Origin of the sequence: Metabacillus rhizosphaerae (genome assembly GCF_037201795.1) — a bacterium.
GTDB classification, from domain to species: Bacteria; Bacillota; Bacilli; order Bacillales; family Bacillaceae; genus Metabacillus; species Metabacillus rhizosphaerae.
In genome coordinates, this window is record NZ_CP147403.1 from 4593275 (window position 1) to 4616622 (window position 23348).

Sequence of the window (23348 nt, forward strand, 5' to 3'; positions counted from 1 at the left end):
AGGGATTTTAATGAAACATAAACCTTATATGTTTGTTTTAGCACTATCACTTATCTGTTTATCAGGCTGCTGGGATAGTGCCGAGCTACAAGATCTTAGTATAGTTTCGGGGATCGGGATTGATAAAGGTAGTGACTCAGTCGATGATAGATATCGTACAACTGTTCAAATTATCAATCCTTCTCAGATCGCCGGAGGCCAACAAGGAGGGAAAGTTCAAGCTACACCTGTTACAACATATTCAGCTACAGGGAGTACTCTGAAAGAAGCATTTCACAAAGTATCATTAAAAGCACCAAATGAACTGTTTTTCCCTCACATCCAAATCATGATTATTAGCGAAGAATTAGCGAAAGAAGGAATTTTGGATTTGTTGGATCTAATAGAGCGTGATGCCTATTTTCGTGAACTTTTTCCAATTGTCATTGTAAGGGATAATACAGCGGAAAATGCTTTAAAAATATCGACTTCATTAATACCAATTCCAACTGCAAAAATGGTTGCAAGCTTAGAATCCTCTGAAATAATATGGGGAGAGTATTTACCTATACGCGCTGATGAGGTCATTGCAAAATTAAATAATGGTAGTCTAACGATTCCAGGCATTCAAATTAATGGTTCAGCCGAAAAAGGGAATTCTGGGACAAATATACAACAAATATCTCCTGAAACAATTATTGAAACACGTGGTTTAGCAATTATGAAAGAAGGTAAACTTGATAAATGGCTTGAAAAAGATGCTGCACATGGTGTTACTTGGATCAAAAATAAATTAAATAGAACTATTATGACTCTTAATTGTCAGAAGCAAAAAGAAGCAATCGGTATTGAGATTATTTCATCAAAAACAAACATTAAAGTTAGAATAAAAAACCAAACACCAATACTCAACGTTTCAATTCAAACTGAAGGAGTTGTCTCTGAGAATCTTTGTTCCATTGATTTAAGTAAAAATAAAACGATTGAAGAGCTTGAAAAGAAGTTAAATGAAGAAATAAAGGAAGAAATCATATCAACTTTAAAAGTGGCTCAAGAGGAAAAGAGCGATATTTTTGGTTTTAGTGAATACGTGAATATTGCAGATAAACAACTATGGAAAGAAATAGAAGACAAATGGGAAGATGAAATCTTTCCTGAAACAGAAATTAATGTTTCTGTACAATCAATCATACGTCGGACAGGCATGAGCACAAAATCATATATAAAATAAGCTTAGATTTTTAGGAAATTGGGGTTCTGGAATATGGAAAAAGCCAAGTTAAGTGTTATTCAACTCTTTGCTATGATGTTTATGTTTGAAATGGGTACTTCCCTAGTTGTAAGTTATGGGATAGGCGCAAAAAAAGACGCCTGGTTAGCCATACTTTTAGGTATGTCCAATGGAATTGTCATATTCTTTATTTATTATCGGTTATTTCTCCAATATCCAACATTATCACTTACTAGATATACTCAAAAAATAGTCGGTAAATATATAGGGTGGTTTGTTGGTTTTTTGTATATCATATACTTTTTATACATTACATCTAGGCAGGTTCGTGATTTCAGCGAATTGCTCGTATCATCGACAATGACTGAAACACCATTATTAGCTATTCATATTTCATTTGTTCTTGTGATTTGTTATGTGCTTTATCTAGGTATAGAAGTACTTGGCAGAACAGCGGAAGTATTTATTATCATCTTACTTTTGTTTGGCATTGCAGCAAACTTTTTCATCCTTGTTTCAGGAAGTATCAATATAACTCATTTACGACCTTTTCTAGAGGAGGGCTGGAAACCAATCATCGAAACAGCTATCCATGATACAACCCCTTTTCCATTTGGTGAATTAATTGTATTTACCATGATCCTTCCTTATTTAAATAAACCAGAATCTGTAAGAAAAGTATGGCTGACTGCATTGATAGCAGGAGGGCTTGTTTTAAGTTGGACAGCAAGTATTAATATTGCCGTTCTTGGAGTAGACGTAATGGAGAGAACAACTTTCCCTACGCTTACAACAATTGGCAAGGTGAACCTCTTAGAATTTATTCAAAGGCTTGATGCAATTGTTGTTTTCACGCTATTTATAACGGTGTTTTTCAAAGCTTCCATATTTTTATATGTTACGGTTATTAGTGTAGTTGATCTATTCAAGTTGGATAACCATCAACAAATTTTATTTCCTATTGGTGGTATTATCGTCTTTTCATCCATGATGATTGCTTCTAATTTTTCAGAATACATGGAAGAAGCAAGGAATGTATTACGATATTATCATCCCTTATTTTTCTTTATAATCCCATTGATACTGCTAATCATTGCAACAGTTCGAAATCGATTTAAAAATAAGCTTAATTAGATCCATCTTCATTACGTGCTTTATTTTTAATATTGTAATAAATTGGCTGGCCTATTATAATTCCAAAAAGAAATATAAGCATAAAATATTCTCCTACACCCATCGTCCAAAATGGACTTAGTTGATGGGCTAGTAGCTGTGAAGTACTCAAACCGATACCTTTGTCCATAAAAACATTTGTTCCAACACTTAAAAAAAACAATAAAATGATAATACTTGTTATTTTCATATAAAGCTCCTTATTAACCATAGAGTATATATAGTATTTGTGATCTTGGTGCATTTTAGCCATTTCAATATTATCAAAAATCCTGCTATTCTAAAGGGTATCTTAATTAGGAAATATGCTTCCACCTTGAAAGATTATATATCTAATCGGTGTAAATAATTATTCCTCGTTACCTCACTGAGAGAGATTCGTATTAATCTTTCGTCTAATTTGTCTCTTGGAATGTATGAACAATCAAATTTTGATCTAAACTATGAACGGGAGGTTTTATCATGAGACAAATAACAATATTACTTATAAAATTTGTGACCTGTTTGCTTGCTTTTGGACTTGGTCTTGACTTATTCTTTGACGCGACGTTTGTTGATATTCTCACTTTCAGTTTATTTGTTACGATTGCTTCTTATGTATTAGGTGAGCTAATTATCCTACCACAACTAGGGAAACGAGCAGCTGCCGTTACAGATTTCTTGTTAACCTACTTGAGCGTGTGGATATTCGGGAGTATCCTTTTAGACAATTATCTACAAATTGGCTGGGGAAGTATTATCTCTGCAACAATCGTGACTGTAGCCGAAGTTTTTGTTCATTTATTTTTACAGGATCGCATTACTGTTGGACAAACGACTGAAAGAAGAAGTACCGGTATGAATCCTACGCTGGCGTTTGGTACGGAATTTGCGGAAGAAGAAGATATTAGAGATTTAACGAAAAAGGATAAATAAAAAATGGGGGACAGTCCCCCACTGCGTTACAACGTTAACGCATTGAGGGACTGTCCCCAAAAATTTCTCCTCAAACAATTACCCTTTATTTGCCCCCGCTTTCAGTCCTTCAGTTAGGTGATCTTGGAAGATAAAAAATAAAATTGTAATTGGTACAGCAACTAGTACGGCACCAGCTGCAAAGTTTGTAAATTCAGAATTTCCACGTCCTGTGACCATTTCAAATAGGCCAACAGCCAATGTTTTCTTTTCACTCGATCTTAGGACTAGTTGGGCAAAGATAAAATCCATCCATGGTCCGATAAAGTTTGTTACTGCAATAAATACTAAAACTGGTTTTGAAAGTGGCATCATGATTTTATAAAAAATCTTCACATGGCTTGCACCATCAATTTTTGCTGCTTCCTCAAGACTTTTGGGTAGACCATCAAAGTACCCCTTAACAAGCCATGCACCAAAGGGAATGGATCCACCTGCATATACAAGAATTAACCCCCAATGATTGTCTAATAAGTTCATTTGCAATAATAGAATGTAGATTGCAATCATCCCCATAAACCCAGGAAACATTTGCAAAACAAGCATTGTCATTAGCCCTTGCTTTCTACCTGGAAAACGAAATCTTGAAAAGGCATATGCTGCAGTAACCACTAAAAAGGTTGAAAAAACCATATTCCAAAATGCAATTTTAAGTGTGTTTTTATACCACAATAAATAATCTGTTTCTTTAAATAAATACTCATAATGTGCAAGTGATAATGATTCTGGTATGATTCGTGTTGAGAATAAGGAATCACCTGGGTTCAATGAGCCAGTAATAATCCAAATAACAGGATATAGGATTAAGATAGTTGTAATCGTTAAAATTGAATAAATCATTATATGGCTAAGTTTCTTTTTTAAACTAACATCCATCATGACATCATATCCTCCTCTTTAAATGCTCTTGTTCTTCGAAAGTTAATAATTGAGAAAGTAGCAATCACAATAAAGATTAAGATAGAGACAACAGAAGCTACTGCAAATTGACTATTATCAAGTGTTAATTTATAAATCCAACTGATTAAAATATCAGTAGACCCCGCATACGAATAATCCATGTTAACCGGTCCACCTTCAGTCATTAAATAAATAATATTAAAGTTGTTAAAGTTTCCTGCAAAAGACATGATTGCAAGAGGTGCTGTAGCAAACATGATTAATGGCATGGTAATTTTCCAAAACCTTTGAAATTGTGTCGCACCGTCAACTTCTGCTGCTTCATATACTTCTTTATCAATACTAGTTAATACACCGCTCATCAAAACCATCCAGAAGGGAAAGCCAAACCACATGTTTACAACAATTAGCGTTACTTTTGCCAAAAACGGATCTGACAGCCAAGGGATTGCTCCTTGAATAACACCTAATTCTATTAAATAACGGTTTAATGGACCAAATTCACCATTAAAAATATTTCTCATAATTAATATTGAAACAAATTGTGGAATTGCCCAAGGTAAGATAAACATGCTGCGCCAAAACTTCTTAAATTTTATTCCTTTTTGATTTAGTAATACAGCAAATATTAGTCCTAAGAAGAAGGTTGTAATTGTTGATATTACTGCCCATACCACTGTCCATGAAAAAACACCATAGAAAGTTGTACTCCAAGTTTTCATTTGAAATAGCTGAATAAATGTATCAAAACCAACCCAATCAACTAAATGCTTTGGTGGTAAATGATTGGGTGCTGAGTAATTCGTAAAAGCAATTAAGATTCCAAATAACAAGGGAAGAATAGTTAAGAAAGAAGTAAACAAGACAGACGGAGTTAATAAAATATAGGGAAAGCCGTTTTCCCATATGTTTTTAAACATCGCTTTTGCTCCGTTAGGCTTTATTCCCTTTTCATTCTTTACCGCAACCTTATACGCATCGCGGATGTTCAAATAGTAGAACCATAGGAATAGCAAGAAAGAAATTAAAAATAAAATCCCTTCGATCATTAAGAAAATAGAGTGATCACCTTGAACAATTTTAAATCCATCTCTTGATTGTGGAGTTTCTCCTAATGTTGTTAGCCCCCACATAGCCCATTGAAAAGGAACAGTCCAAAAAAGAAGTAGATATAATTCCAAAGCAATATAAATTAAACCTTTTACGATTTGTCGATTATACAACTGGCCAAGCCCCATAAATATTAAAGATAGAAAAGCACTAATTCTTGGCTTTGTTAGAAAAGTTCGATTAGGTGGTGTTGGTATTTTTAAAGATTTGTTTGCTTTTTTAGCATTGCTTTCCTTACGGATTTTTTGTTCATAGTTTCGATCACGTGCTAAAGAACTCATGGTTCACCCTCCTTTTAATGGAAATGAGAGGGTGACTCAATGGATATGACCCTTGTTTACCCGAGTCTCCCTCTCATTGCATTCCTATTTTGTTTGTGATTCAATTGCTTCTTTTATTTGCTGTACTCCTTTATCAAGTGAAGCTTTAGGTTCAGCGGCATTATTCCAAATTGCTGTATATGCCACTTCCATTCCACCCCAGACAGTTTGCATTTCAGTAATATTTGGCATTGGAATTGAATACTTCGCCTGCTCTAAGAATGCACTATTTAATTCATTTGACTTAATGGTTTCATTCTCGACTAATCCGTTTGATGCAGGTAGTTGACCTGTAAGTTCATAACGTTTTAATAGCATTTCATCACTTGTAGCAAATTTTGCTAATAAAGTAGCAGCCTGAGGATATTTACTATAAGCGTTTACATAATAGCCTTTTGTTCCTGTGAAGGTTTGTGGAACTTCACCATTTTCGAGTTTTGGTAATGTTGAAACACCAAAATTAACATCAGCTTCTTCGTGTCCTTTAACAGCCCAAGGACCAGAAAAATAATATAATAGTTTTCCTTCATTAAAATGTGAAGTAATAACATCACCTGTAATATCTTCTTTTTTCATAGGCAAGATTTCATCACGAATACGTTCCATTAAGCTTGCAGCCTTTAGTGATCCTTCGTTGTTTAATCCAATTTCACTTGGATCCGTGTTGTTGTCACCAAAAATAAAATCACTATATCCTCCAACAAATCCATAAACTAAGTAGAAATTACCTGGTTCGATCATGAAACCATATGAACCTGGATTTTTATCCATAAATGCTTTTGATTGTTCGATTAATTCATTCATTGTTTTTGCTGGCTCAAATCCCATTTCTGCTAATAAATCTTTATTATAATAAAGTGCAATTCCTTCGATGTTTAAAGGAAAACCATACATTTTTAATTCGTCTTCATCTTTAGCAGATACCGCTGTAACCGCACTTTCCAAAAAGCGTTCTTTATATTCTTTTGCAAAATAATTATCATAAATAAGTCCTGAGGTAACCATAGCACCGACATGATCATGTGCTGCATTAAATACATCTGCACCTATCCCTGCTGGTCCATCTGTTTTCAACTTTCCAGGTGCATCAGTATGGGAGACAGTTTCATATTTAACTGGAACCCCATATTCTTCTGTGAATTTCTTGGCAACATATTTTGCCCATTCACCTTCTTCATCCCCGTTATCCCATAAAACAAGTTTAGCGTCTTCTTCAGGTACTATTTCTTCTGTAGCAGTTTCATTTGTTTTACTTCCTTCAGATGCTTCATTTGAAGTTTCTCCAGCTGTAGGAGCACCCGGTTTATTACATGCTGCCAAAACAAAAATCAATAAAGAAATCATCGATAAAGTGAAAAGCTTTTTCATGTTTCCCCACCCTTTTTTATTAGTAGATTTATCTCAACGTTCATTTGGTCACCTTACAACCAAAATAGAACTGTCGAAAACCAAAAAATTCAAACGTTTGCACAAATAAAATGAATACTACTTTGTAAAATTTTTTATATCATGAATCTTATTATTCTATTAAGTTGTTAATATTTAATTCTTTGTGCAAACGATTGTATTCAATCACATAAATAAATACGACAAAACCTTTTAAATGTCATCATAACTATTAAAAATATATACTTTTATAAGGTGTTTAGGAAAAGTAAAATGTGCAAACGTTTACACTTGTTATGCATTATTCTACTTTGGCAGTTTGGCCTTGTCAATATTTTTTGAATATTCATTTTCTTTTTCACACTATTTAGTTCTTTTTTCTTATTTTTCGTTAAATACACTAAGTTTTAATAAACTTTGCTCTAACTTAAATTACATTCTCACACAAAACAATCATCGTTACTGATGTTTCGGCCACGAGGGAAGTCGGAATTTTACAAAAATAGTCGATTTTTTCTCTTTTTATTTTTTTGTATTCCTGTTATAGTTCAATTTGGTTGCAAACGTTTGCACTATAAAAGGAAAATCGAAAGGGGAATTAATTTGCTTAAAGAAGCTATATACCATAGACCGAAAAATAATTTTGCATACGCTTATGACAAAGAGACGTTACATATTCGTCTTCGCTCTAAAAAAGGTGATTTGGTTAAAGTATTTTTAATCCATGGAGATCCTTACCAATGGACAGCGGCTGGTTGGTCTAACACTACTAAACCAATGACCCTGGAAGGATCAGATGATTTATTTGATTATTGGTTTGCAGAAATAAAGCCAGAATTCAGACGCTTGCGCTACGGATTTGAAATTTATTCGAATACTGAATCAGCTGTATATGGTGAAAGAGGCTTTTCAGATAAAGACCCCAGAGATTCTGGATTTTATTTTTGTTTTCCATTTTTAAACTCAGTTGATGTGTTTGAAGCTCCAAGCTGGGTAAAAAATACTGTATGGTATCAAATTTTCCCTGAACGATTTGCAAATGGAAATTCAGAACTAAATCCCAAAGGAACCCTCCCTTGGGGTAGTGCTGACCCTGAACCCGACACTTATTTTGGCGGTGACTTTGAAGGAATCATTAATAATATTAATCATTTAGTAAAGCTAGGAATTACCGGCATTTACTTAACACCCATTTTTAAAGCAAATACAAATCATAAGTATGACACGATAGATTATATGGAAATTGATCCGCAATTTGGGGATAAAAAAACATTTAAACAGCTAATTGAAACGTGCCATAAAAATGGTATTCGTGTTATGTTGGATGCAGTTTTTAATCATAGCGGTTTTTATTTTGAAGCATTTCAGGATGTCCTTGAAAAACAAGAAAAATCTAAATTCAAGGAATGGTTCCATTTACGAGAATTTCCTGTTCAAGCCTTTCCCGAACCAAATTATGATACTTTTGCATTTACCCACATGATGCCAAAGTTAAATACAGAACACCCCGAAGTAAAACAATATCTTTTACATGTAGCAAAATATTGGATAGAAGAATTTGATATCGATGGCTGGCGTCTTGATGTTGCAAACGAAGTCGATCACGAGTTTTGGAGAGAGTTTAGAAGAGCAGTAAAAGTTATAAAGTCTAATGTCTATATACTAGGTGAAATATGGCATGACTCAATGCCTTGGCTTCAAGGGGATCAATTTGATGCTGTAATGAACTATCCGTTTACAAATGCATCATTAGAATATTTTGCAAAAGATAAAATAAATGCAGATGAATTTGCTCACCAGCTATCAAAGGTATTAACCTCTTACCCAAGGAATGTAAATGAAGCTGCTTTTAATTTATTAGGCAGTCATGACACTCCAAGAATTTTAACAATTTGTAATGAAAATAAAGAGAAGTTAAAGCTACTTTTCTTGTTCCAACTCTCCTTTATAGGGACACCATGTATTTATTACGGAGATGAAATTGGATTAACAGGGGAAAATGATCCAGGTTGTCGTAAGTGCATGATTTGGGAGGAAAGTAAACAGGATAGCGAGCTCTTTAACATAGTAAAAAAATTAATTTCGCTTAGAAATAAACATACAGCATTTGGAAATGAGGGAGAATTTACATTTTTAGAAACAAACACCGATAAAAACTATGTTATTTATTCAAAACAATCAGTTGATGAAACAATCATTATTACGATAAATAACTCAAGTGATCACATTGATGTTAACATTCCATATGACTTTACAAATAAAGAACCTGTCAATCTATGGGACTATTCAAAGCAAAAGGATACATCTAAAATTGAACTTACACCTTATGGATTCTCAATTATTCTAGTGAAAAATTAATTATACAGCAAAAAGACAGAGTTTCTACTTATCTGTCTTTTTAATTTAAATTCTAAATCATCATTTAACTCAGTTTTTTACAGGAGTTTCTTTCAATCACCTTATAAGGAATAATAATTCGTTTTGCTGGTTCATCAGGTTGTTTAATTTTTTCAATCAAGCATTTTGCGGATTGTAACCCTAAATTATAAATATTTATATCCACTGAAGTTAGAGGTGGTCTTGATACCTCTGATAATAAGAGGTTATTAAAGCTAATGATTGAAATATCGTCAGGTACTCTAAGACCCATTTCATCCAATGTATTAAGCATACCAAATGCCATTAAATCATCTGCCACCACTAATGAAGTAGGAGGTTCTTTTAGAGATAATAATTCCGAAATAGCCTCTTGCCCACCTTCTCTTAGAAACTCTTCATGAACTATATAATCATTGTTAATTGTTATATCTGAATCTAATAGTGCCGATTCATATCCACGTTTTCGTTCTAAAGTAACCATTAAATTCAAAGAACCAGCAACAAATCCAATTCTTTTGTGTCCAAGCTTCAACAAGTACTTGGTTACTTCCTTTGCTGCACTAAAATTATCATTATCAACATGAGAAATCCCATCACTATTAAGATACGGTTTCCCTATGATTGTATAAGGGAATTTCTTTTCCTCTAAAAAAGACATAACATTGTCATTGATCCGAGAATAAAGTAAAATAACGCCATCTACCCTACCACTTTGTACCATGCGGACAAGACCTTCATAAATCTCTTCCTCTGTTTCTCCTGTAGATATATGTAAAGCATATTCCATACTATGTGCAATTTTACTAATCCCACGAATAACTTCAGGAAAAAATGGATTCTGAAATACCTTATCTGTTGAATTAGGCATGACTAAACCAATTGTTTGAGTCGATCTATTTGCTAGACTTCTTGCTTTAAAGTTTGGCAAATATCCAAGCTCTTCCATTGCCTGACGAACTTTCCTTTTAGTCTTTTCACTTATTCTTGGGCTGTTTGAGATGACCCTTGAAACTGTTGAAGGGGTAACGTTTGCTACCTTTGCCACATCTTTTATTGTAACTGCCAACACGCTCAACCCCCTTTCCTAGAAATCGATTAGTCCTTATTGTTCATATTCTCCATTATATAAGTTTAATAGGCATTACAACAAGTTCAAATCGATTATCTGTATGTGGTATGGCACATACCAGATGTACTAGAAAAAGTTTCCTAACAACCAGCTACCCCTCATACTTTATAATAAATATCCTTTTATTTATGATTTTATATTCATCTTCTACATCATTAAAAGGGTTTATCCGAATATTTCTTTTTCGAGTCGCTTGCCTGTTGGTGTTGCAGCTAGGCCGCCTTCTGCTGTTTCTCTTAGTGCAGATGGCATGGATTGTCCGATTAAATACATTGCATTGATGACTTCATCACAAGGAATTTTACTTTTAATCCCCGCTAATGCCATATCGGCTGCAGTCATTGCGTTTGAAGCACCCATTGCATTACGCTTGACACATGGCACCTCAACTAAACCAGCAACAGGATCACATACTAAACCGAGCATATTTTTCAGTGTAATGGCCATTGCTTCTGCTGATTGTGCAGGTGTTCCACCAGCAAGTTCAACGATTGCTGCAGCTGCCATTCCACTAGCCGAACCCACTTCTGCCTGACAGCCACCAGCTGCACCTGAGATGGAAGCATTATTTGCTACGACAAATCCGAATGCTGCTGATGTAAACAAGAATTCAATCATTTCCATACGAGTTGGGTTTAACTTTTCCTTCACAGCGAATAATGTACCTGGTACCACTCCTGCTGAGCCTGCTGTAGGTGTTGCACAAATCGTTCCCATCGCTGCGTTAACCTCGTTCGTGGCTACCGCCTTACTTACTGCATCTAACAAAATAGTTCCAGTTAGAGATTTTCCACTTTTTATATATTTTTGTAATAATACAGCATCTCCACCTGTAAGTCCTGAGAAAGATTGGACACCCTTTAGACCCCGTTCAATTGCCTGCTCCATGACAGTTAGATTTCGGTCCATTTTTTCTATTATTTCTTCTCGTGTAAGTCCCGTAACCTCTATCTCTTGTTGAATCATCACTTCTGCTATTTTCACTTGTTTGCTTTCTGCAAGCGCGACAAGCTCTGCTACGTTTCTAAACATACTAAACCTCCCTGTTCCCCATAATTACTCTACCATTCTGATTGTCTGAGTAATATTTGGTAAACTCTCAATTTCCTGAATAACGATATCTTCAATTTTTTGATCAACTTCGATCACCATCATTGCCATATTGCCTTTTTCTTTCCGAGATACTTCCATATGTCCAATATTTAATTGATACTTTGCTAAAATATTTGTCACACCTGAAATCACACCATATCGATCTTGATGAACGACGAGTATGGCTGGATATTCTCCTGATAATTTAAGCTTAAAGGAATTTAATTCCGTTATTTCAATCGTTCCACCACCGATCGAAATGCCTACGACATCGAGTTCTTTTTCATCATCAAACAAATGAATTCTGACTGTATTTGGATGGTCAGTCACTAGATTTTCAACAATAAACTCAATTTCGATTCCTGCTTGATCAGCCAATTGGATCGCCTGTGGAATTCGTTCATCAAAAGTATCAAAATCCAGTAAACCTCCAACAATAGCTACATCTGTTCCATGGCCTTTGTATGTTTTCGCAAACGAACCATATAAAGAAATTACTGCTTTTTTTGGTTCTTTTCCGAATAATGTTCTTGCGACACGACCAATTCGAGCTGCCCCAGCTGTATGTGAACTCGAAGGGCCTATCATAATTGGCCCGATAATATCAAAAGCTGATCTATATTTCATTTCTTTATCACCCTTTTGTAATTTATGCTACCTCTTGTACAGGTTGTGATTCCTCTTTAGTCAATTCAGCCAATGTACGGATCTTAAAGTTTTTGAAAATAATTGAACCTAGGAATCCGCTAAGCGCACCAACTGCCGCACAAATTAATGCTGTTACGGTTACTTTTAAAGGATCATTAAATCCGTACATAACCGCAAGCCCAGCAATCGGTGTTGCCGTCCCTGGTGCATTGTTAATTAATCCTGCCAGCGCAACAACAATACCTGCAGCTGCACCGCCGATAAAATTTGTTACATAAATCGGGATCGGATTTGCAGAAATGATATTTGCCTGTGTTAACGGTTCAATCGCAACAGAGATCGTTGTTCTTCTATTTCCAAATTTCAAACGATCAAATAAAACATAATTCATAAATGAAGAACCGAATACTGCCAACGCCCCAATTGCCATAGGTAGGCCTGTTAATCCGAGCATCGCAGTTAATGCCATTGAGCTTAAAGGTGCTGTTGCTACAACTGTGATAACTCCACCTAAAATAATCCCCATTAAAATTGGATTACTATTTGCTGTCTCAGAAATAATTCCTCCAATATTAAGCAAGGTTGCATCTACAACAGGACTCATATATTTAGCAATTAAACGTACAAGTGGTGCTGCAACAAGTATCGTTACAATTAGATCTAAACCGGCTGGCAATTTCTTCTCAATGATTTTCACTAGGAAGGCTACGAGATAGCCTGCAATAAAACCAGGTAATAAACCCATTCCTGCACAAGAAACGCCAAGTAATAAAGCATACACAGGAGAAACACCTAAAGCAAGAGCAACAAGTGCTGCAGCAGCAACTCCTCCCATACCTCCAGCAGCAGTTCCTACCTCACCAAGAAATTCAATGCCTAATAAATCTCCACCTACATATAATTGAAATGCTTCAACTAAAAAGGCTGCTACCGCTGCATTTGCAAGTGCTCCCATCGCTTTCATTCCTTTAGGAGCTTTGTAGCTGAATAATGTAAAGAAAGCTAAAACAAGTAATAATAAAACAGTACCTTTTAAAATTTCCATGTGTCTCTCTCCTCTATATTGTATTCTTACAATCTATATTTTTTAGTGAATTCGCTTATTTAAGGTTTAAATTTTTGCCTTTTCAGCTTCCCCAAGTTGATAGTCATTGATCATTCTTATTTTTTGAAGATAATTGTAGACTGTAAACTTTGAAACACCTAAGGCGTGTGCAACATATTCAGTGGCACCTTTAATCAAGAACGTTCCTTTTTTGTCAAGAATCCGGACACATTCAACTTTTTCTTCGATCGTCATACTTGAAGGAGCCTTTTTAAAGCTAAGAAGAACTTCATCTACCATGCCATGAATAACATCTTGAACAGTAGAATAAAAACTTTCTGTTGTTGTCTCATTCGTGTCAAAATGAATAAATTCCTCAATTTCACCACCGAACTGGACAAAAAGGCTAATATCGTAATTAATACAGAGAGCACCAATCGGCTTTTCCTCGTAATCTCGTAAAAAGATGGTTGACGACTTCATAATCTGACCTTTTGGGGTCTGGGTTTTATAATTAGGAATATCCTTAATTCCCTCTTCTGGTTTCGCTAATTCCTTTAGGACTAAATCGGTAATCGGTGATCCAATTTTTCTTCCCGTCACATTACCAGCTAAATAAATGAGTGATTTTTTTAAATCCTTAAAATCGTGAACAGCCACTTCACATCTTGTACCATACATTTTCACTAGCATATCGGCTGTCCGAATTGCCAAGTCAAAAATTGGTTTATTATGATCTCTCAAACTCAAACACTCCTTTACTCTGTAATCGCTTTCAGAAAGAATAAAAAATAAAAGGCCGAAAACCTAACCACCTCTTATGTACAAAAGTATCTTAACATAATAATTACATGATTAAAATAAAATTTTAACAGTTATTAAAAATTTGTAAAATTCAATTAAAACAGCAATATTAATCTTAATATTCATAACAAACAAACTATTTAACACTTTTCACTTATACCCATTTACAAGAACGCGAGTGAATATTACTATTCTAAAAATACAATTATTCTTTATTACATTCTTTATTTCACAATTTAACTAGTTTCTCTTATTCCTCATAAGTACCTAAATATTACCTCGCAACTTAATTGAAATATTTATTGATACTAGTCTTTTGAGCGTCAAATAAAAAACAGCCTAAAATCGATGAGATTTTAGACTGTTTATATAAGTATGCACCCTACCTTAAATCACTTCGTTTTTTCTCTGCAAATAACGATACAATATAACACTCGCTACCGAACAAAGCAACGCACATAATCCGATAAAAATAAACCCTGCTTGAAATCCACGTGTTAAGCCAATTTCGGCCCCATGGAGGCTTCTGAACCATTCCTTGAAAAAGTCGATTATCGCCCCGATCATAAAATTACCTACCACAACCGCAATTCCCATTAAGGTAACTGTAAATGAAATTGCAGCATCAATTCCATTCGGGTAGCGCTTTGCTAATAACGCCATGACTGTTGGATAGATCGGCGCGATCCCAATACCCGCCAAAGCAAATAACCATACTCCAGAGGATCCAATCAAAGTAGCAAGAATCGTCGCAATTCCTGCAATCGCAGAAAAAATGATAAGTGATGTCATAAACCCAATTTTATCTGTAATTACTCCTAATAAAAGTCTCCCTAGCATAAAGCAGAGAAAAAATACAGATAACATTGCTGATGATGCAGTTGAGCTCCAATGATAGGATTTTTCCAAGAAATTAACAAGCCAACCCGCCATTGATAACTCTGCAATAACCCCTAAAGAAAGGATGATAATAATGAACCAAGCAGCAGGATCCTTAATATACACTTTTAATGGAATCCTTTCTTCTACCGTTGCATTATTCTCTGGGAATTTACTAAAAATAGTCGGGATCATCGGAATAAGACATAAGGAAAGCATAAGGACATACATCCCACGCCACCCTAATTCACCTCCAAAAACATGCATCCCCATTAATCCAGTTGCCATAATTGGGGCAACAGTGGAGCTTAATCCATAGAAGAAATGTGATAGATTCATCATAAATCCTGTATTCTTCGTAAAAACACGCGCCGCTAAGATCGCTAACGCAATTTCAAGCATGCCATTTCCAATATACATAAAGAAATAAGAAAGTGAAAACGTAAAATAATGACTTGAATAATAAATAAATAGTCCAGCTGCTGTCATAGAACCAAACGCCAATAGACTAGATAGTTTTATCCCATACCTTGATGTTAATACCCCAGTAAAACTACAAGCGAGTAAAAACCCGAGCGAGTTAAAGGCTAAAAGCATACCAATTTGTAATTCATCAATTGCAAAATCAGTTTGTATACGCGGAATTGCAGGACCCTTAATATTCTCTGAGAATCCGAAAACTAAATAACCAATAAATATTACTAGAAAAGGAAGGGGTATGTATTTTCTCTTAGGACGAACTTGTTGAACTGTTTCAATATTCATTTTATGTAGACCTGCCTAATAAGTGTTTTTTGTAAGCAATAAGATTATTCTGTGAGACAACACACTTATGTTTAAGTAGTCGCATTGTTTCATCCCTTCATCCAATATCTTACTATTTAATAGTATACTAGGAATCCTTGAAATTTGCTGAAGAAAATGAGTGTTTTAAAAAAATAGGGACAGTCCCCCACTGTTTTAAAGCTTTAAAGTGGTGAGGGACTGTCCCCAAAATCACAAAATCAATTAAACTTCTACTTTATTATTCACAAACTGTGGTAACATTTCACCGTGTGCTTCAATTAGTTCGTCACACATTGCGATGATGTCGTCCATGGATAGTTCTGCGCTTGTGTGCGGATCTAACATTGCTGCTTGGTATACATGCTCTCGTTTCCCTGTAATAGCTGCTTCGATTGTTAATAGCTGTGTATTGATATTTGTTCTATTTAGAGCTGCTAATTGCTCTGGTAGATTACCAATGTATGTTGGCATAATCCCGTTACGATCAACGACACATGGTACCTCTACAACCGCATTTTCTGGTAGATTACTAATTAAACGACCTGTATTTAGGAGATTTCCGCCAAATTTAAATGGGACATTTGTTTCCATTGCCTCGATGATGCGTGAGCCGTATTCATGTGAACGAGTATGGGTTAATTGACTGTTATTAACCATTTCTTCACGCATCGATTCCCATCTCTCAATTTGAGAAACACAGCGACGTGGGTATTCATCAAGCGGAATATTGAATTTTTCAATTAACTCTGGATAGTTTTTCTTAATAAAATATGGGTGGTATTCTGCATTATGCTCGGACGACTCTGTGATGTAGTAGCCGAACTTATCCATTAATTCGTAACGTACCATATCATCATGCTTTGTTTTTTGTTTTTCCTTTGCACGACGTTTGATTTCTGGATAGAGGTCCTTCCCGTCTCGTTTCACCTCTAATAACCACGCCATATGATTAATGCCTGCGATTCTCTCTTCAATTCCTTCATGGTCCATTTCTAAATCTCTAAACAAATGCTCAGTGCAGATTTGAACGCTATGGCATAAGCCAATTGTTTTTACATTTGTATAACGTAGCATTGCTCCAGTTAGAGCCGCCATTGGATTTGTGTAATTTAAGAATAAAGCGTCTGGGCAAACCTCTTCGATATCCTTTGCAAAATCCAACATAACTGGAATTGTACGAAGTGCTCTAAAAATCCCACCAATACCCGTTGTGTCAGCAATTGTTTGCTGCAAGCCGTATTTTTTAGGAATTTCAAAATCGATTACTGTGCTCGGTTTATAGCCACCAACTTGGATTGCATTGATCACATATTTCGCTTCTCGTAACGCTTCTTTACGATCAGAGTAGGATTTAATCGTGATGTTGCTGTTGTAATTATTCTTTAAATTATTCAACATATTTTCTGAATCTTTTAAACGCTGCTCATCGATATCGAAAAGGGCAAATTCAAAGCCTGCTAATGCAGGAACAAACATACAATCTCCTAATACGTTTTTTGCAAAAACTGTGCTACCTGCGCCGATAAAAGTGATTTTTGACAATGCTCATCTTCCTTCCATTTTTCATTTTACATTCTTATTGATAAATCTCCCGCTTTTGGTGTATCTTGTTTAATGCAATTTTCGCGTTCCATGTTAACCAGAAAGCAATAGTGCTTCCAAAGAAGAAGATAAATAACCCAGCGAACTTTGCAAAAACAACAAATATTGTGAAACACCCGGCTGCCATTATCACACTATGTAGGATTCGTGTGATACTAATAAACAAGACATTCTTAAAAAATTCTCCAAGTGGTATTTTCATTTGGACAAAAAGTGGAAACAAAAATGCGAGAATCATTACATATAAAAACGCTACAGTTAGCATGAGATATCTTAAAATGTAAAAGATTGTTCCATCTTTTTGAAAGAAGAATTGAAGATCAAAATAAAGTAAAACGGCTATTCCTACTACAATCGCTCCTATTATTTCAGATCTTACAAATTCTTCTTTGAATTTAGTGAAAAATGTCTTAAAGACGGGAAAATCTTTGTTTCCGTTTAACCATTCTTTTGCAATATAAAACATTGAAGTAGTGGAAGGGAATAGTCCAAAAACAACCAAACCTGCAACAGTAAACAGTACCCACAAAGCATTTAAGTAGAGTAAACGATAGATCCAATCAAAAAATAACATTAATTTATTCACACGAACCACCCCGTTCCACTTTTGTTCTTTTTAACCCTTCGAACCAGTTAAAGCGATACCTTCAATGATTTGTTTCTGTGCAATGATATACACAACAATTACTGGAATAATAGAAATTGTCGTTCCTGCCATCATAAGTGACCAATCTGTAAAGTAAAGACCTTTAAACGTGTTTAATAATAAAGGTACAGTAAACTTTTCAGGTGTTGACAGGTAAATTAATGGTTCTAAGAAGCCATTCCATATACCCATGAATGAAAAAATACCGAATGCTGCTAATGCTGGTCGAATTAATGGTAATATAACACTCCAGTAAATCCGTAATGGATTTGCTCCATCAAGCACAGCTGCTTCCTCTAATTCATTTGGAATCCCTCTAATAAATTGTCGTAATAAAAACACTCCAAATGCATTAAATAAACCAGCAGGAACGATGATCGCTAAGTGAGTATCAATCCATCCGAGCTTATCCATGATCAAATAAAGCGGAACCATTGTAACCTGCTTAGGAATCATCATTGTTGCTAGAAACAAAATGAACAAAACATTAGAGCCGTAAAAACGGATTTTTGCAAATGCATATGCAGCCATAGAGCATGTTAGAATATTAAGAAAGACGACTAATCCTGTTATATAAAAGCTATTAAAATATGCTTTTCCAAATGGCATCGCAGTTAATGAGTTCGGATAATTTTGAAATGTTACTGGATCTGGAAGCCATTTTGGTGGTACAAGGAAAATTTGTGACATATCCTTAAGAGAACTACTTATTGTCCACAAAAATGGAGCTACCATCAAAAATGCCCCGAAAATTAACACAATATGAAGCAAAATTCTTGTTGGTTTTATTTTCTTCCCTAGCTTTATCGATACTTGTTGATTTGGGATCGTTTTCGTTTGAGCATCACTGATCTTCATAATGAACCCACCTTTGCGACATCTTAAACTGGATTAATGTGAAAATTAAGATAATAACAAAAAGAATCATCGCAGCTGCAGAGCTTACACCCATTTTGAAGTCTACAAATGCAGCTTCATAAATATGATAGACAAATGTGTAGCTCGATTTTGCCGGTCCACCACTTGTCATGACGAAAGCTTGGTCAAACACCTGGAACGAAGAAATGATCGCCATGATTGTAATAAAGAAAGTGGTTGGTGATAATAAAGGTAATGTAATATGGCGGAATTGCTGCCACTTATTTGCACCATCAATATCTGCCGCTTCGTAATAGGACCTTGAAATTCCTTGAAGACCAGCTAAGAAAATAACCATATTATGACCTAATCCCCACCATATACTTAATATGGCAATTGAAGGCATCACCCATTTTGTATCCGTTAACCACATCGGTCCATCGATTCCAATGTTAGCTAAAACTTGGTTCAAAATTCCGAAATCACCGTTTAAAATCCACATCCAAATCACACCGATGGATACTGAGCTTGTTACAACAGGCATGAAATAGAACAGGCGATAAAAATCCTTCCCTTTAATTTTGTTTAGGGCAATCGCGACGGCTAAAGAGATCCCAATACTAAATGGAATAACTAAAATCGTATAATAAGCTGTATTTACTAATGCCTTCCAAAAATCAGGTTCTGTGAATTGATCAACATAGTTTGCGAGACCAATGAATTCTTTTGCACCAAACCCATCCCATTTCATAAAGCTTAGAGCTAATGTAAAAAGAACTGGAATTAAAGAGAATGCTAGTAAACCAATTAATTGCGGAGCTAAAAACGTATAACCCCAAAGATTTTGACGTTTTCCCAATGATTTCACCTTCTTCTGTAATAGATGCGGTGGAGAAAGGCGCCTATTTAAACATCGATCTCCACCTATTTACCTGAATTAGTTACTCACCTTTATGCTCAGCAATCATTGTGTTTGCTTTTTCAGCTAATTTTGTCACTGTTGTTTGCGCATCATCTTTTCCAAGATACATTAAGTCCATAATGTCATTTACCTCTTTATCTAATCCTGGAATTGTCGATTGGATAGCATTTGCAAAACCTTGTTCACGCGCTTGAATGATTACGTCAACATGTTCAGGAACCTTCGAATCTGTTACAGCTTCGTCAATACCACCAATTGATGGAATCGCATTACCTACACCAGCTAGACGCATTTCTTGGCCAACTTTAGATGTATAGTATGTTACGAACTTCATTGCTTCTTCTTTATGCTTTGAATCATTGTTTGCAGCAAGATAAGCAGTTGGGATACCTACTGGCTCAGTTTTATTTTCAGTGTTTGATGGCCAAGAAATATAATCCCACTCTAACGATTTGTTTTCATTGAATAAAGGAGTAAACCATCTACCTGCAGCTACCATACCAACTTGTCCAGACATAAACATTGCCTCTGCACCCTGTCCTTTTGGTAGGGACCCAGTATACGTAAAGTTTTTATCTTTTACCATTTTTGCAAGGAATTCCATTGCTTCCATACCTTTTTCATTTTGATCTAATACAAATTCGCCTGTTTCCTTATTGTAAATTTCTCCACCATTTGCCCAGATCCAGCTAAATAATGAAGCCCATCCATTATCAGCGATAAATCCATATTTTCCGCCTTCACGTAACTGACTTGTTACTTCTTCCATTGCTGCGAAATTCCATTCACCTGCATCGAAATATTCTTGTGGAGATTTAATACCTAATTCTGAAAGTAATTTTTTGTTGTAGTAGAGTAACATTGGATTACAATCAACTGTAATCCCATAAATTTCGTCATCCTTTTTTGCGGCACCCCATAAACCTTCAGCAAATTCATCAGGTTTTGCATAGCTTTCAGAGCTATTCATGAATTCACCAAGTGGAGCAAGTTTACCAGTTTCAATGATTTTTGAAATATCACCGTCACCGACGTAGAAAACATCTGGAGCTTGACTACCTTGAAGTTGTGTTTGTAATTTTTGAATGTAACCATCACTTGGGATTGGTACAAGTTTTACCTTGATATTTGGGTTTTCTTTCATAAAGCCATCAACAGCTTTTTGATATACTTTGATTTCAGCTGGATTTCCCCAAGCAGAAAACGTTAAATTAACTGTTTCACCTGAATCCTTTGAATCGGAACCTGTCGAACTTGAACTACTAGAATCACTACAACCTTGTAGAACTGGTACCATTACTAGCAATAAAGCAAGAAATAAAAATGCAAGTTTCGTTTTCTTCATACATTTCCCCCCAATTTAAATTCAATATAGCATTCGATTCAATCTAATGTTAAATAACTATAGTGTGAAACAGAAACGTTACCTGTTCATTGCTTACTCCTTGTATGTACATCACCACCTTAAATTCGTTCCCCACAGAGTTGCTGAAGAAGAAGATTTCAGAAATATAAAGCAGAAGGACGAAAAATAATCAAAATGGAGGACAGCCCCCATCGCGTTAATTCTACAAAATTGATTTTCTCGTATTCTATGACTTCTTGATCTCTTTTTTCTGTTGACAGGATCCCCCTTGCTTATTGCTTACTAGTAAAATGACACTTTTTCAACGCCTAACATCACCTCCTAAAAAGGCTCTAATGTTAATTTCCTATTTTAACCCTGAGCTATCACGAACGATTAACTTAGTCGGGACCGTTACTTTAAGTGGTAATTCACGACCAGCGATGCGATCTAATAGCAATTGAATACTTGTACGCCCCATTTGCTCGGTATAAACCTTAACTGTTGTTAATGGCGTGCTTGCAAATCTCGCCATTTGAATATCATTAAAGCTTGCAATCGCGATTTCCTCAGGAACTTTCAAGTTTGCCTCACGCAAAGCACGCATAGCCCCGATTGACATAGAATCACTCCCTATAAAAAACGCTTCAGGAAGATTTCCCTTTTTAATGATCGTTTTCATTAACTCGTATCCATGTGTCATTGTATATTCGCCAATAAAAACGTGATCTTCGTTGTAAAGCCCTTCTGATTTCAATATTTTCACAAAAGTCGTATGACGCTTATCCTCAATTACCTGATTCTTAAATCTCTCTTTCCCGCCGATATAACCAATTTTTTTATATCCTTGGTCTAATAAGTGTTTTAATGCGCTGGTAGTCGCTTTTTCGAAATCAATGACAACCGAATCAAACTTATCCTCATCAGGAGAACAATTAACAAATACAATATTGTCTGAACATTTTCTTACTAAGTGCATCACATTAATATCTATACTACCAATCACAATCAATCCATCAATGTCGTCAATGATCTGCTCTTGATGGTCATCAGATAAACGCATGACCTTGTTGGTGAAAATCCCTCTATTGAGACACTCACTCTCAACACCTTGCCTAATGGAAGTTAAATAAGGATCATCTACACCATCTTCTTGTTCCTCAAGGGTATGTGGTAAAAAAATTCCAATCCGTGGGCTATTTGATTGCGTAAGCTTTTGTTCAGTCTTTCGCTTCCTTACCGTTTTATAACCTAATTGCTTTGCGACCTCTAAAATCCGATCCCTTGTTTCATGAGTTACTGATATCGTAGGATCATTGTTTAATACCCTTGATACCGTTGAACTCGAGACATTCGCATTTGCTGCAATATCTTTGATCGTTGCCATATTTTGAACTACCTCACTACATTTGAATTATTTAAAGGCAATGCCATGTATTTTTTCACCAAATATTTACTTTATATTTAAAGGTTATCAAATTATTAAAGCGCTTTCAACATATTTTTTAATAATTTTTATAATTAATTTACCGTAATACAACAAAGGTTTATAGTAATATATTTAATATTATAAGAATAATTTCAAAAAACATTAGTAAACTTTTTCTAAAAATTACCTCTCCTGATTTTCCATACCACGTAAGAAATGGCAATCCATTAATTTACTAAAGTTTTCCCCTTTAGTTAATTTTTCTATTTTAAGAAAACAAATATTTAATGTTTATCCTATAATTAAAAAACGGCATTGCTCTAAAAAGCAACACCGTAAAGCACAACCTTCATTTAATTATCAGAGCTATCATAAAGCTCAAATGCTCGTAAAGTCTTTTTCATTTTCACTTGCTCTTTTTCCTCATTGTCCTTTTTTCGCTTGTTCATTTCCTTATGCTCGTTAACATGTTCATCTCTTGAAATCCATGCTTTGAAGGCAGCTTGTGATTCCCATTTTGATACATAGACAAATTCAACTGTGTCTTTGTTTTCTCTACGCCAGCATTCAAAGGAAAGGATTCCTTTCGCCTCCGCTATCTGTGCTTTGTCTTTTTTACGCTTATTTACAAGTCGCTCCTCGTACGCTTTTTCAATTTCAAAGGTTGCTGTGTTTACAAACATTTGTATCATCCTTTCAAATATATTGTGGTTTGTCATTTACTTGTTTTG

The 23348-nt window shown here is 35.2% G+C and carries 21 protein-coding genes and 1 pseudogene; 4 read left to right on the plus strand and 18 right to left on the minus strand.

Annotated elements, in window-relative coordinates; genetic code table 11:
- Nucleotides 1-10: 10 nt before the first annotated feature.
- Nucleotides 11-1210, plus strand: coding sequence for a Ger(x)C family spore germination protein (locus tag WCV66_RS22225; protein WP_338786878.1), 1200 nt, complete (start codon nucleotides 11-13; stop codon nucleotides 1208-1210).
- Between the two features lie 33 nt (nucleotides 1211-1243).
- Entirely contained in the window at nucleotides 1244-2344 is a 1101-nt protein-coding gene (locus tag WCV66_RS22230) for an endospore germination permease (RefSeq protein WP_338786879.1), read from the plus strand.
- Here WCV66_RS22230 and WCV66_RS22235 read toward each other — a convergent pair.
- Nucleotides 2337-2573, minus strand: coding sequence for a hypothetical protein (locus tag WCV66_RS22235; protein ID WP_338786880.1), 237 nt, complete (start codon nucleotides 2571-2573; stop codon nucleotides 2337-2339). The genes WCV66_RS22230 and WCV66_RS22235 overlap by 8 nt on opposite strands.
- A gap of 272 nt (nucleotides 2574-2845) precedes the next feature.
- Here WCV66_RS22235 and WCV66_RS22240 point away from each other — a divergent pair, with 272 nt between their 5' ends.
- Nucleotides 2846-3298: a YndM family protein gene (locus tag WCV66_RS22240; protein WP_066331465.1), complete on the plus strand. Its 453-nt coding sequence runs from the start codon at nucleotides 2846-2848 to the stop codon at nucleotides 3296-3298.
- A gap of 78 nt (nucleotides 3299-3376) precedes the next feature.
- On the opposite strand, the gene WCV66_RS22245 is transcribed toward WCV66_RS22240, so the two are convergent.
- From WCV66_RS22245 to WCV66_RS22255, 4 genes and pseudogenes are all read right to left on the minus strand, one after another.
- Nucleotides 3377-4213 (minus strand): sugar ABC transporter permease, encoded by an 837-nt coding sequence (locus tag WCV66_RS22245; RefSeq protein ID WP_066331699.1) that lies wholly within the window; start codon nucleotides 4211-4213, stop codon nucleotides 3377-3379.
- The gene (locus WCV66_RS22250; protein ID WP_413789686.1) at nucleotides 4213-5157 is read right to left on the minus strand and encodes a carbohydrate ABC transporter permease; all 945 of its coding nucleotides are present in this window, start codon (nucleotides 5155-5157) and stop codon (nucleotides 4213-4215) included. Before WCV66_RS22250 ends, WCV66_RS22245 begins: the two co-directional genes overlap by 1 nt.
- A gap of 20 nt (nucleotides 5158-5177) precedes the next feature.
- Nucleotides 5178-5216: pseudogene (locus WCV66_RS26910) on the minus strand (hypothetical protein).
- 496 nt (nucleotides 5217-5712) lie between these two features.
- Nucleotides 5713-7035 (minus strand): maltose ABC transporter substrate-binding protein, encoded by a 1323-nt coding sequence (locus tag WCV66_RS22255; protein ID WP_338786882.1) that lies wholly within the window; start codon nucleotides 7033-7035, stop codon nucleotides 5713-5715.
- A 621-nt stretch (nucleotides 7036-7656) separates the two neighbouring features.
- Here WCV66_RS22255 and WCV66_RS22260 point away from each other — a divergent pair.
- Nucleotides 7657-9411 carry an alpha-glycosidase gene (locus WCV66_RS22260; protein WP_338786883.1) on the plus strand — a complete coding sequence of 585 codons (1755 nt, stop codon included), beginning with the start codon at nucleotides 7657-7659 and terminating at the stop codon, nucleotides 9409-9411.
- Between the two features lie 64 nt (nucleotides 9412-9475).
- Here WCV66_RS22260 and WCV66_RS22265 read toward each other — a convergent pair whose 3' ends face one another.
- The 13 genes from WCV66_RS22265 to WCV66_RS22325 form a co-directional block, all read right to left on the minus strand.
- Nucleotides 9476-10498 (minus strand): LacI family DNA-binding transcriptional regulator, encoded by a 1023-nt coding sequence (locus WCV66_RS22265; RefSeq protein ID WP_338786884.1) that lies wholly within the window; start codon nucleotides 10496-10498, stop codon nucleotides 9476-9478.
- Between the two features lie 228 nt (nucleotides 10499-10726).
- Nucleotides 10727-11593 carry an L-serine ammonia-lyase, iron-sulfur-dependent, subunit alpha gene (gene sdaAA / locus WCV66_RS22270; RefSeq protein ID WP_338786885.1) on the minus strand — a complete coding sequence of 289 codons (867 nt, stop codon included), beginning with the start codon at nucleotides 11591-11593 and terminating at the stop codon, nucleotides 10727-10729.
- A 24-nt stretch (nucleotides 11594-11617) separates the two neighbouring features.
- Nucleotides 11618-12280, minus strand: coding sequence for an L-serine ammonia-lyase, iron-sulfur-dependent subunit beta (gene sdaAB / locus WCV66_RS22275; protein WP_066331482.1), 663 nt, complete (start codon nucleotides 12278-12280; stop codon nucleotides 11618-11620).
- Between the two features lie 22 nt (nucleotides 12281-12302).
- Nucleotides 12303-13346 (minus strand): PTS sugar transporter subunit IIC, encoded by a 1044-nt coding sequence (locus WCV66_RS22280; protein ID WP_338786887.1) that lies wholly within the window; start codon nucleotides 13344-13346, stop codon nucleotides 12303-12305.
- A gap of 66 nt (nucleotides 13347-13412) precedes the next feature.
- Entirely contained in the window at nucleotides 13413-14090 is a 678-nt protein-coding gene (locus WCV66_RS22285) for a transcriptional regulator (protein ID WP_338786888.1), read from the minus strand.
- A 447-nt stretch (nucleotides 14091-14537) separates the two neighbouring features.
- Nucleotides 14538-15794: an MFS transporter gene (locus WCV66_RS22290; RefSeq protein ID WP_338786889.1), complete on the minus strand. Its 1257-nt coding sequence runs from the start codon at nucleotides 15792-15794 to the stop codon at nucleotides 14538-14540.
- Nucleotides 15795-16037: 243 nt separating this feature from the next.
- A complete protein-coding gene (locus tag WCV66_RS22295; RefSeq protein WP_338786890.1) occupies nucleotides 16038-17357 on the minus strand; it encodes an alpha-glucosidase/alpha-galactosidase in 1320 nt (439 codons plus the stop codon).
- Between the two features lie 34 nt (nucleotides 17358-17391).
- On the minus strand, nucleotides 17392-18003 hold the full coding sequence (locus WCV66_RS22300) for a YesL family protein (protein ID WP_066331495.1): 612 nt from the start codon (nucleotides 18001-18003) through the stop codon (nucleotides 17392-17394).
- A 30-nt stretch (nucleotides 18004-18033) separates the two neighbouring features.
- On the minus strand, nucleotides 18034-18921 hold the full coding sequence (locus WCV66_RS22305; protein ID WP_083964599.1) for a carbohydrate ABC transporter permease: 888 nt from the start codon (nucleotides 18919-18921) through the stop codon (nucleotides 18034-18036).
- On the minus strand, nucleotides 18908-19780 hold the full coding sequence (locus WCV66_RS22310) for a sugar ABC transporter permease (protein WP_338786891.1): 873 nt from the start codon (nucleotides 19778-19780) through the stop codon (nucleotides 18908-18910). Before WCV66_RS22310 ends, WCV66_RS22305 begins: the two co-directional genes overlap by 14 nt.
- 82 nt (nucleotides 19781-19862) lie before the next feature.
- On the minus strand, nucleotides 19863-21188 hold the full coding sequence (locus WCV66_RS22315; protein ID WP_083964600.1) for an ABC transporter substrate-binding protein: 1326 nt from the start codon (nucleotides 21186-21188) through the stop codon (nucleotides 19863-19865).
- Between the two features lie 367 nt (nucleotides 21189-21555).
- The gene (locus WCV66_RS22320; RefSeq protein ID WP_338786892.1) at nucleotides 21556-22575 is read right to left on the minus strand and encodes a LacI family DNA-binding transcriptional regulator; all 1020 of its coding nucleotides are present in this window, start codon (nucleotides 22573-22575) and stop codon (nucleotides 21556-21558) included.
- 395 nt (nucleotides 22576-22970) lie between these two features.
- Nucleotides 22971-23300: an antibiotic biosynthesis monooxygenase gene (locus WCV66_RS22325; protein ID WP_338786893.1), complete on the minus strand. Its 330-nt coding sequence runs from the start codon at nucleotides 23298-23300 to the stop codon at nucleotides 22971-22973.
- Nucleotides 23301-23348: the final 48 nt, after the last annotated feature.

What these genes read in the sequence shown, in the direction of transcription:
- sdaAB (WP_066331482.1), bottom strand. Translation starts at nt 12,280, where the DNA reads ATGAAATATAGATCAGCTTTTGATATTATCGGGCCAATTATGATAGGC.
- WCV66_RS22255 (WP_338786882.1), bottom strand. Translation starts at nt 7,035, where the DNA reads ATGAAAAAGCTTTTCACTTTATCGATGATTTCTTTATTGATTTTTGTT.
- WCV66_RS22240 (WP_066331465.1), top strand. Translation starts at nt 2,846, where the DNA reads ATGAGACAAATAACAATATTACTTATAAAATTTGTGACCTGTTTGCTT.
- WCV66_RS22320 (WP_338786892.1), bottom strand. Translation starts at nt 22,575, where the DNA reads ATGGCAACGATCAAAGATATTGCAGCAAATGCGAATGTCTCGAGTTCA.
- WCV66_RS22305 (WP_083964599.1), bottom strand. Translation starts at nt 18,921, where the DNA reads ATGAAGATCAGTGATGCTCAAACGAAAACGATCCCAAATCAACAAGTA.
- sdaAA (WP_338786885.1), bottom strand. Translation starts at nt 11,593, where the DNA reads ATGTTTAGAAACGTAGCAGAGCTTGTCGCGCTTGCAGAAAGCAAACAA.
- WCV66_RS22315 (WP_083964600.1), bottom strand. Translation starts at nt 21,188, where the DNA reads ATGAAGAAAACGAAACTTGCATTTTTATTTCTTGCTTTATTGCTAGTA.
- WCV66_RS22235 (WP_338786880.1), bottom strand. Translation starts at nt 2,573, where the DNA reads ATGAAAATAACAAGTATTATCATTTTATTGTTTTTTTTAAGTGTTGGA.
- WCV66_RS22290 (WP_338786889.1), bottom strand. Translation starts at nt 15,794, where the DNA reads ATGAATATTGAAACAGTTCAACAAGTTCGTCCTAAGAGAAAATACATA.
- WCV66_RS22280 (WP_338786887.1), bottom strand. Translation starts at nt 13,346, where the DNA reads ATGGAAATTTTAAAAGGTACTGTTTTATTATTACTTGTTTTAGCTTTC.
- WCV66_RS22250 (WP_413789686.1), bottom strand. Translation starts at nt 5,157, where the DNA reads ATGTTTAAAAACATATGGGAAAACGGCTTTCCCTATATTTTATTAACT.
- WCV66_RS22245 (WP_066331699.1), bottom strand. Translation starts at nt 4,213, where the DNA reads ATGGATGTTAGTTTAAAAAAGAAACTTAGCCATATAATGATTTATTCA.
- WCV66_RS22325 (WP_338786893.1), bottom strand. Translation starts at nt 23,300, where the DNA reads ATGTTTGTAAACACAGCAACCTTTGAAATTGAAAAAGCGTACGAGGAG.
- WCV66_RS22225 (WP_338786878.1), top strand. Translation starts at nt 11, where the DNA reads ATGAAACATAAACCTTATATGTTTGTTTTAGCACTATCACTTATCTGT.
- WCV66_RS22230 (WP_338786879.1), top strand. Translation starts at nt 1,244, where the DNA reads ATGGAAAAAGCCAAGTTAAGTGTTATTCAACTCTTTGCTATGATGTTT.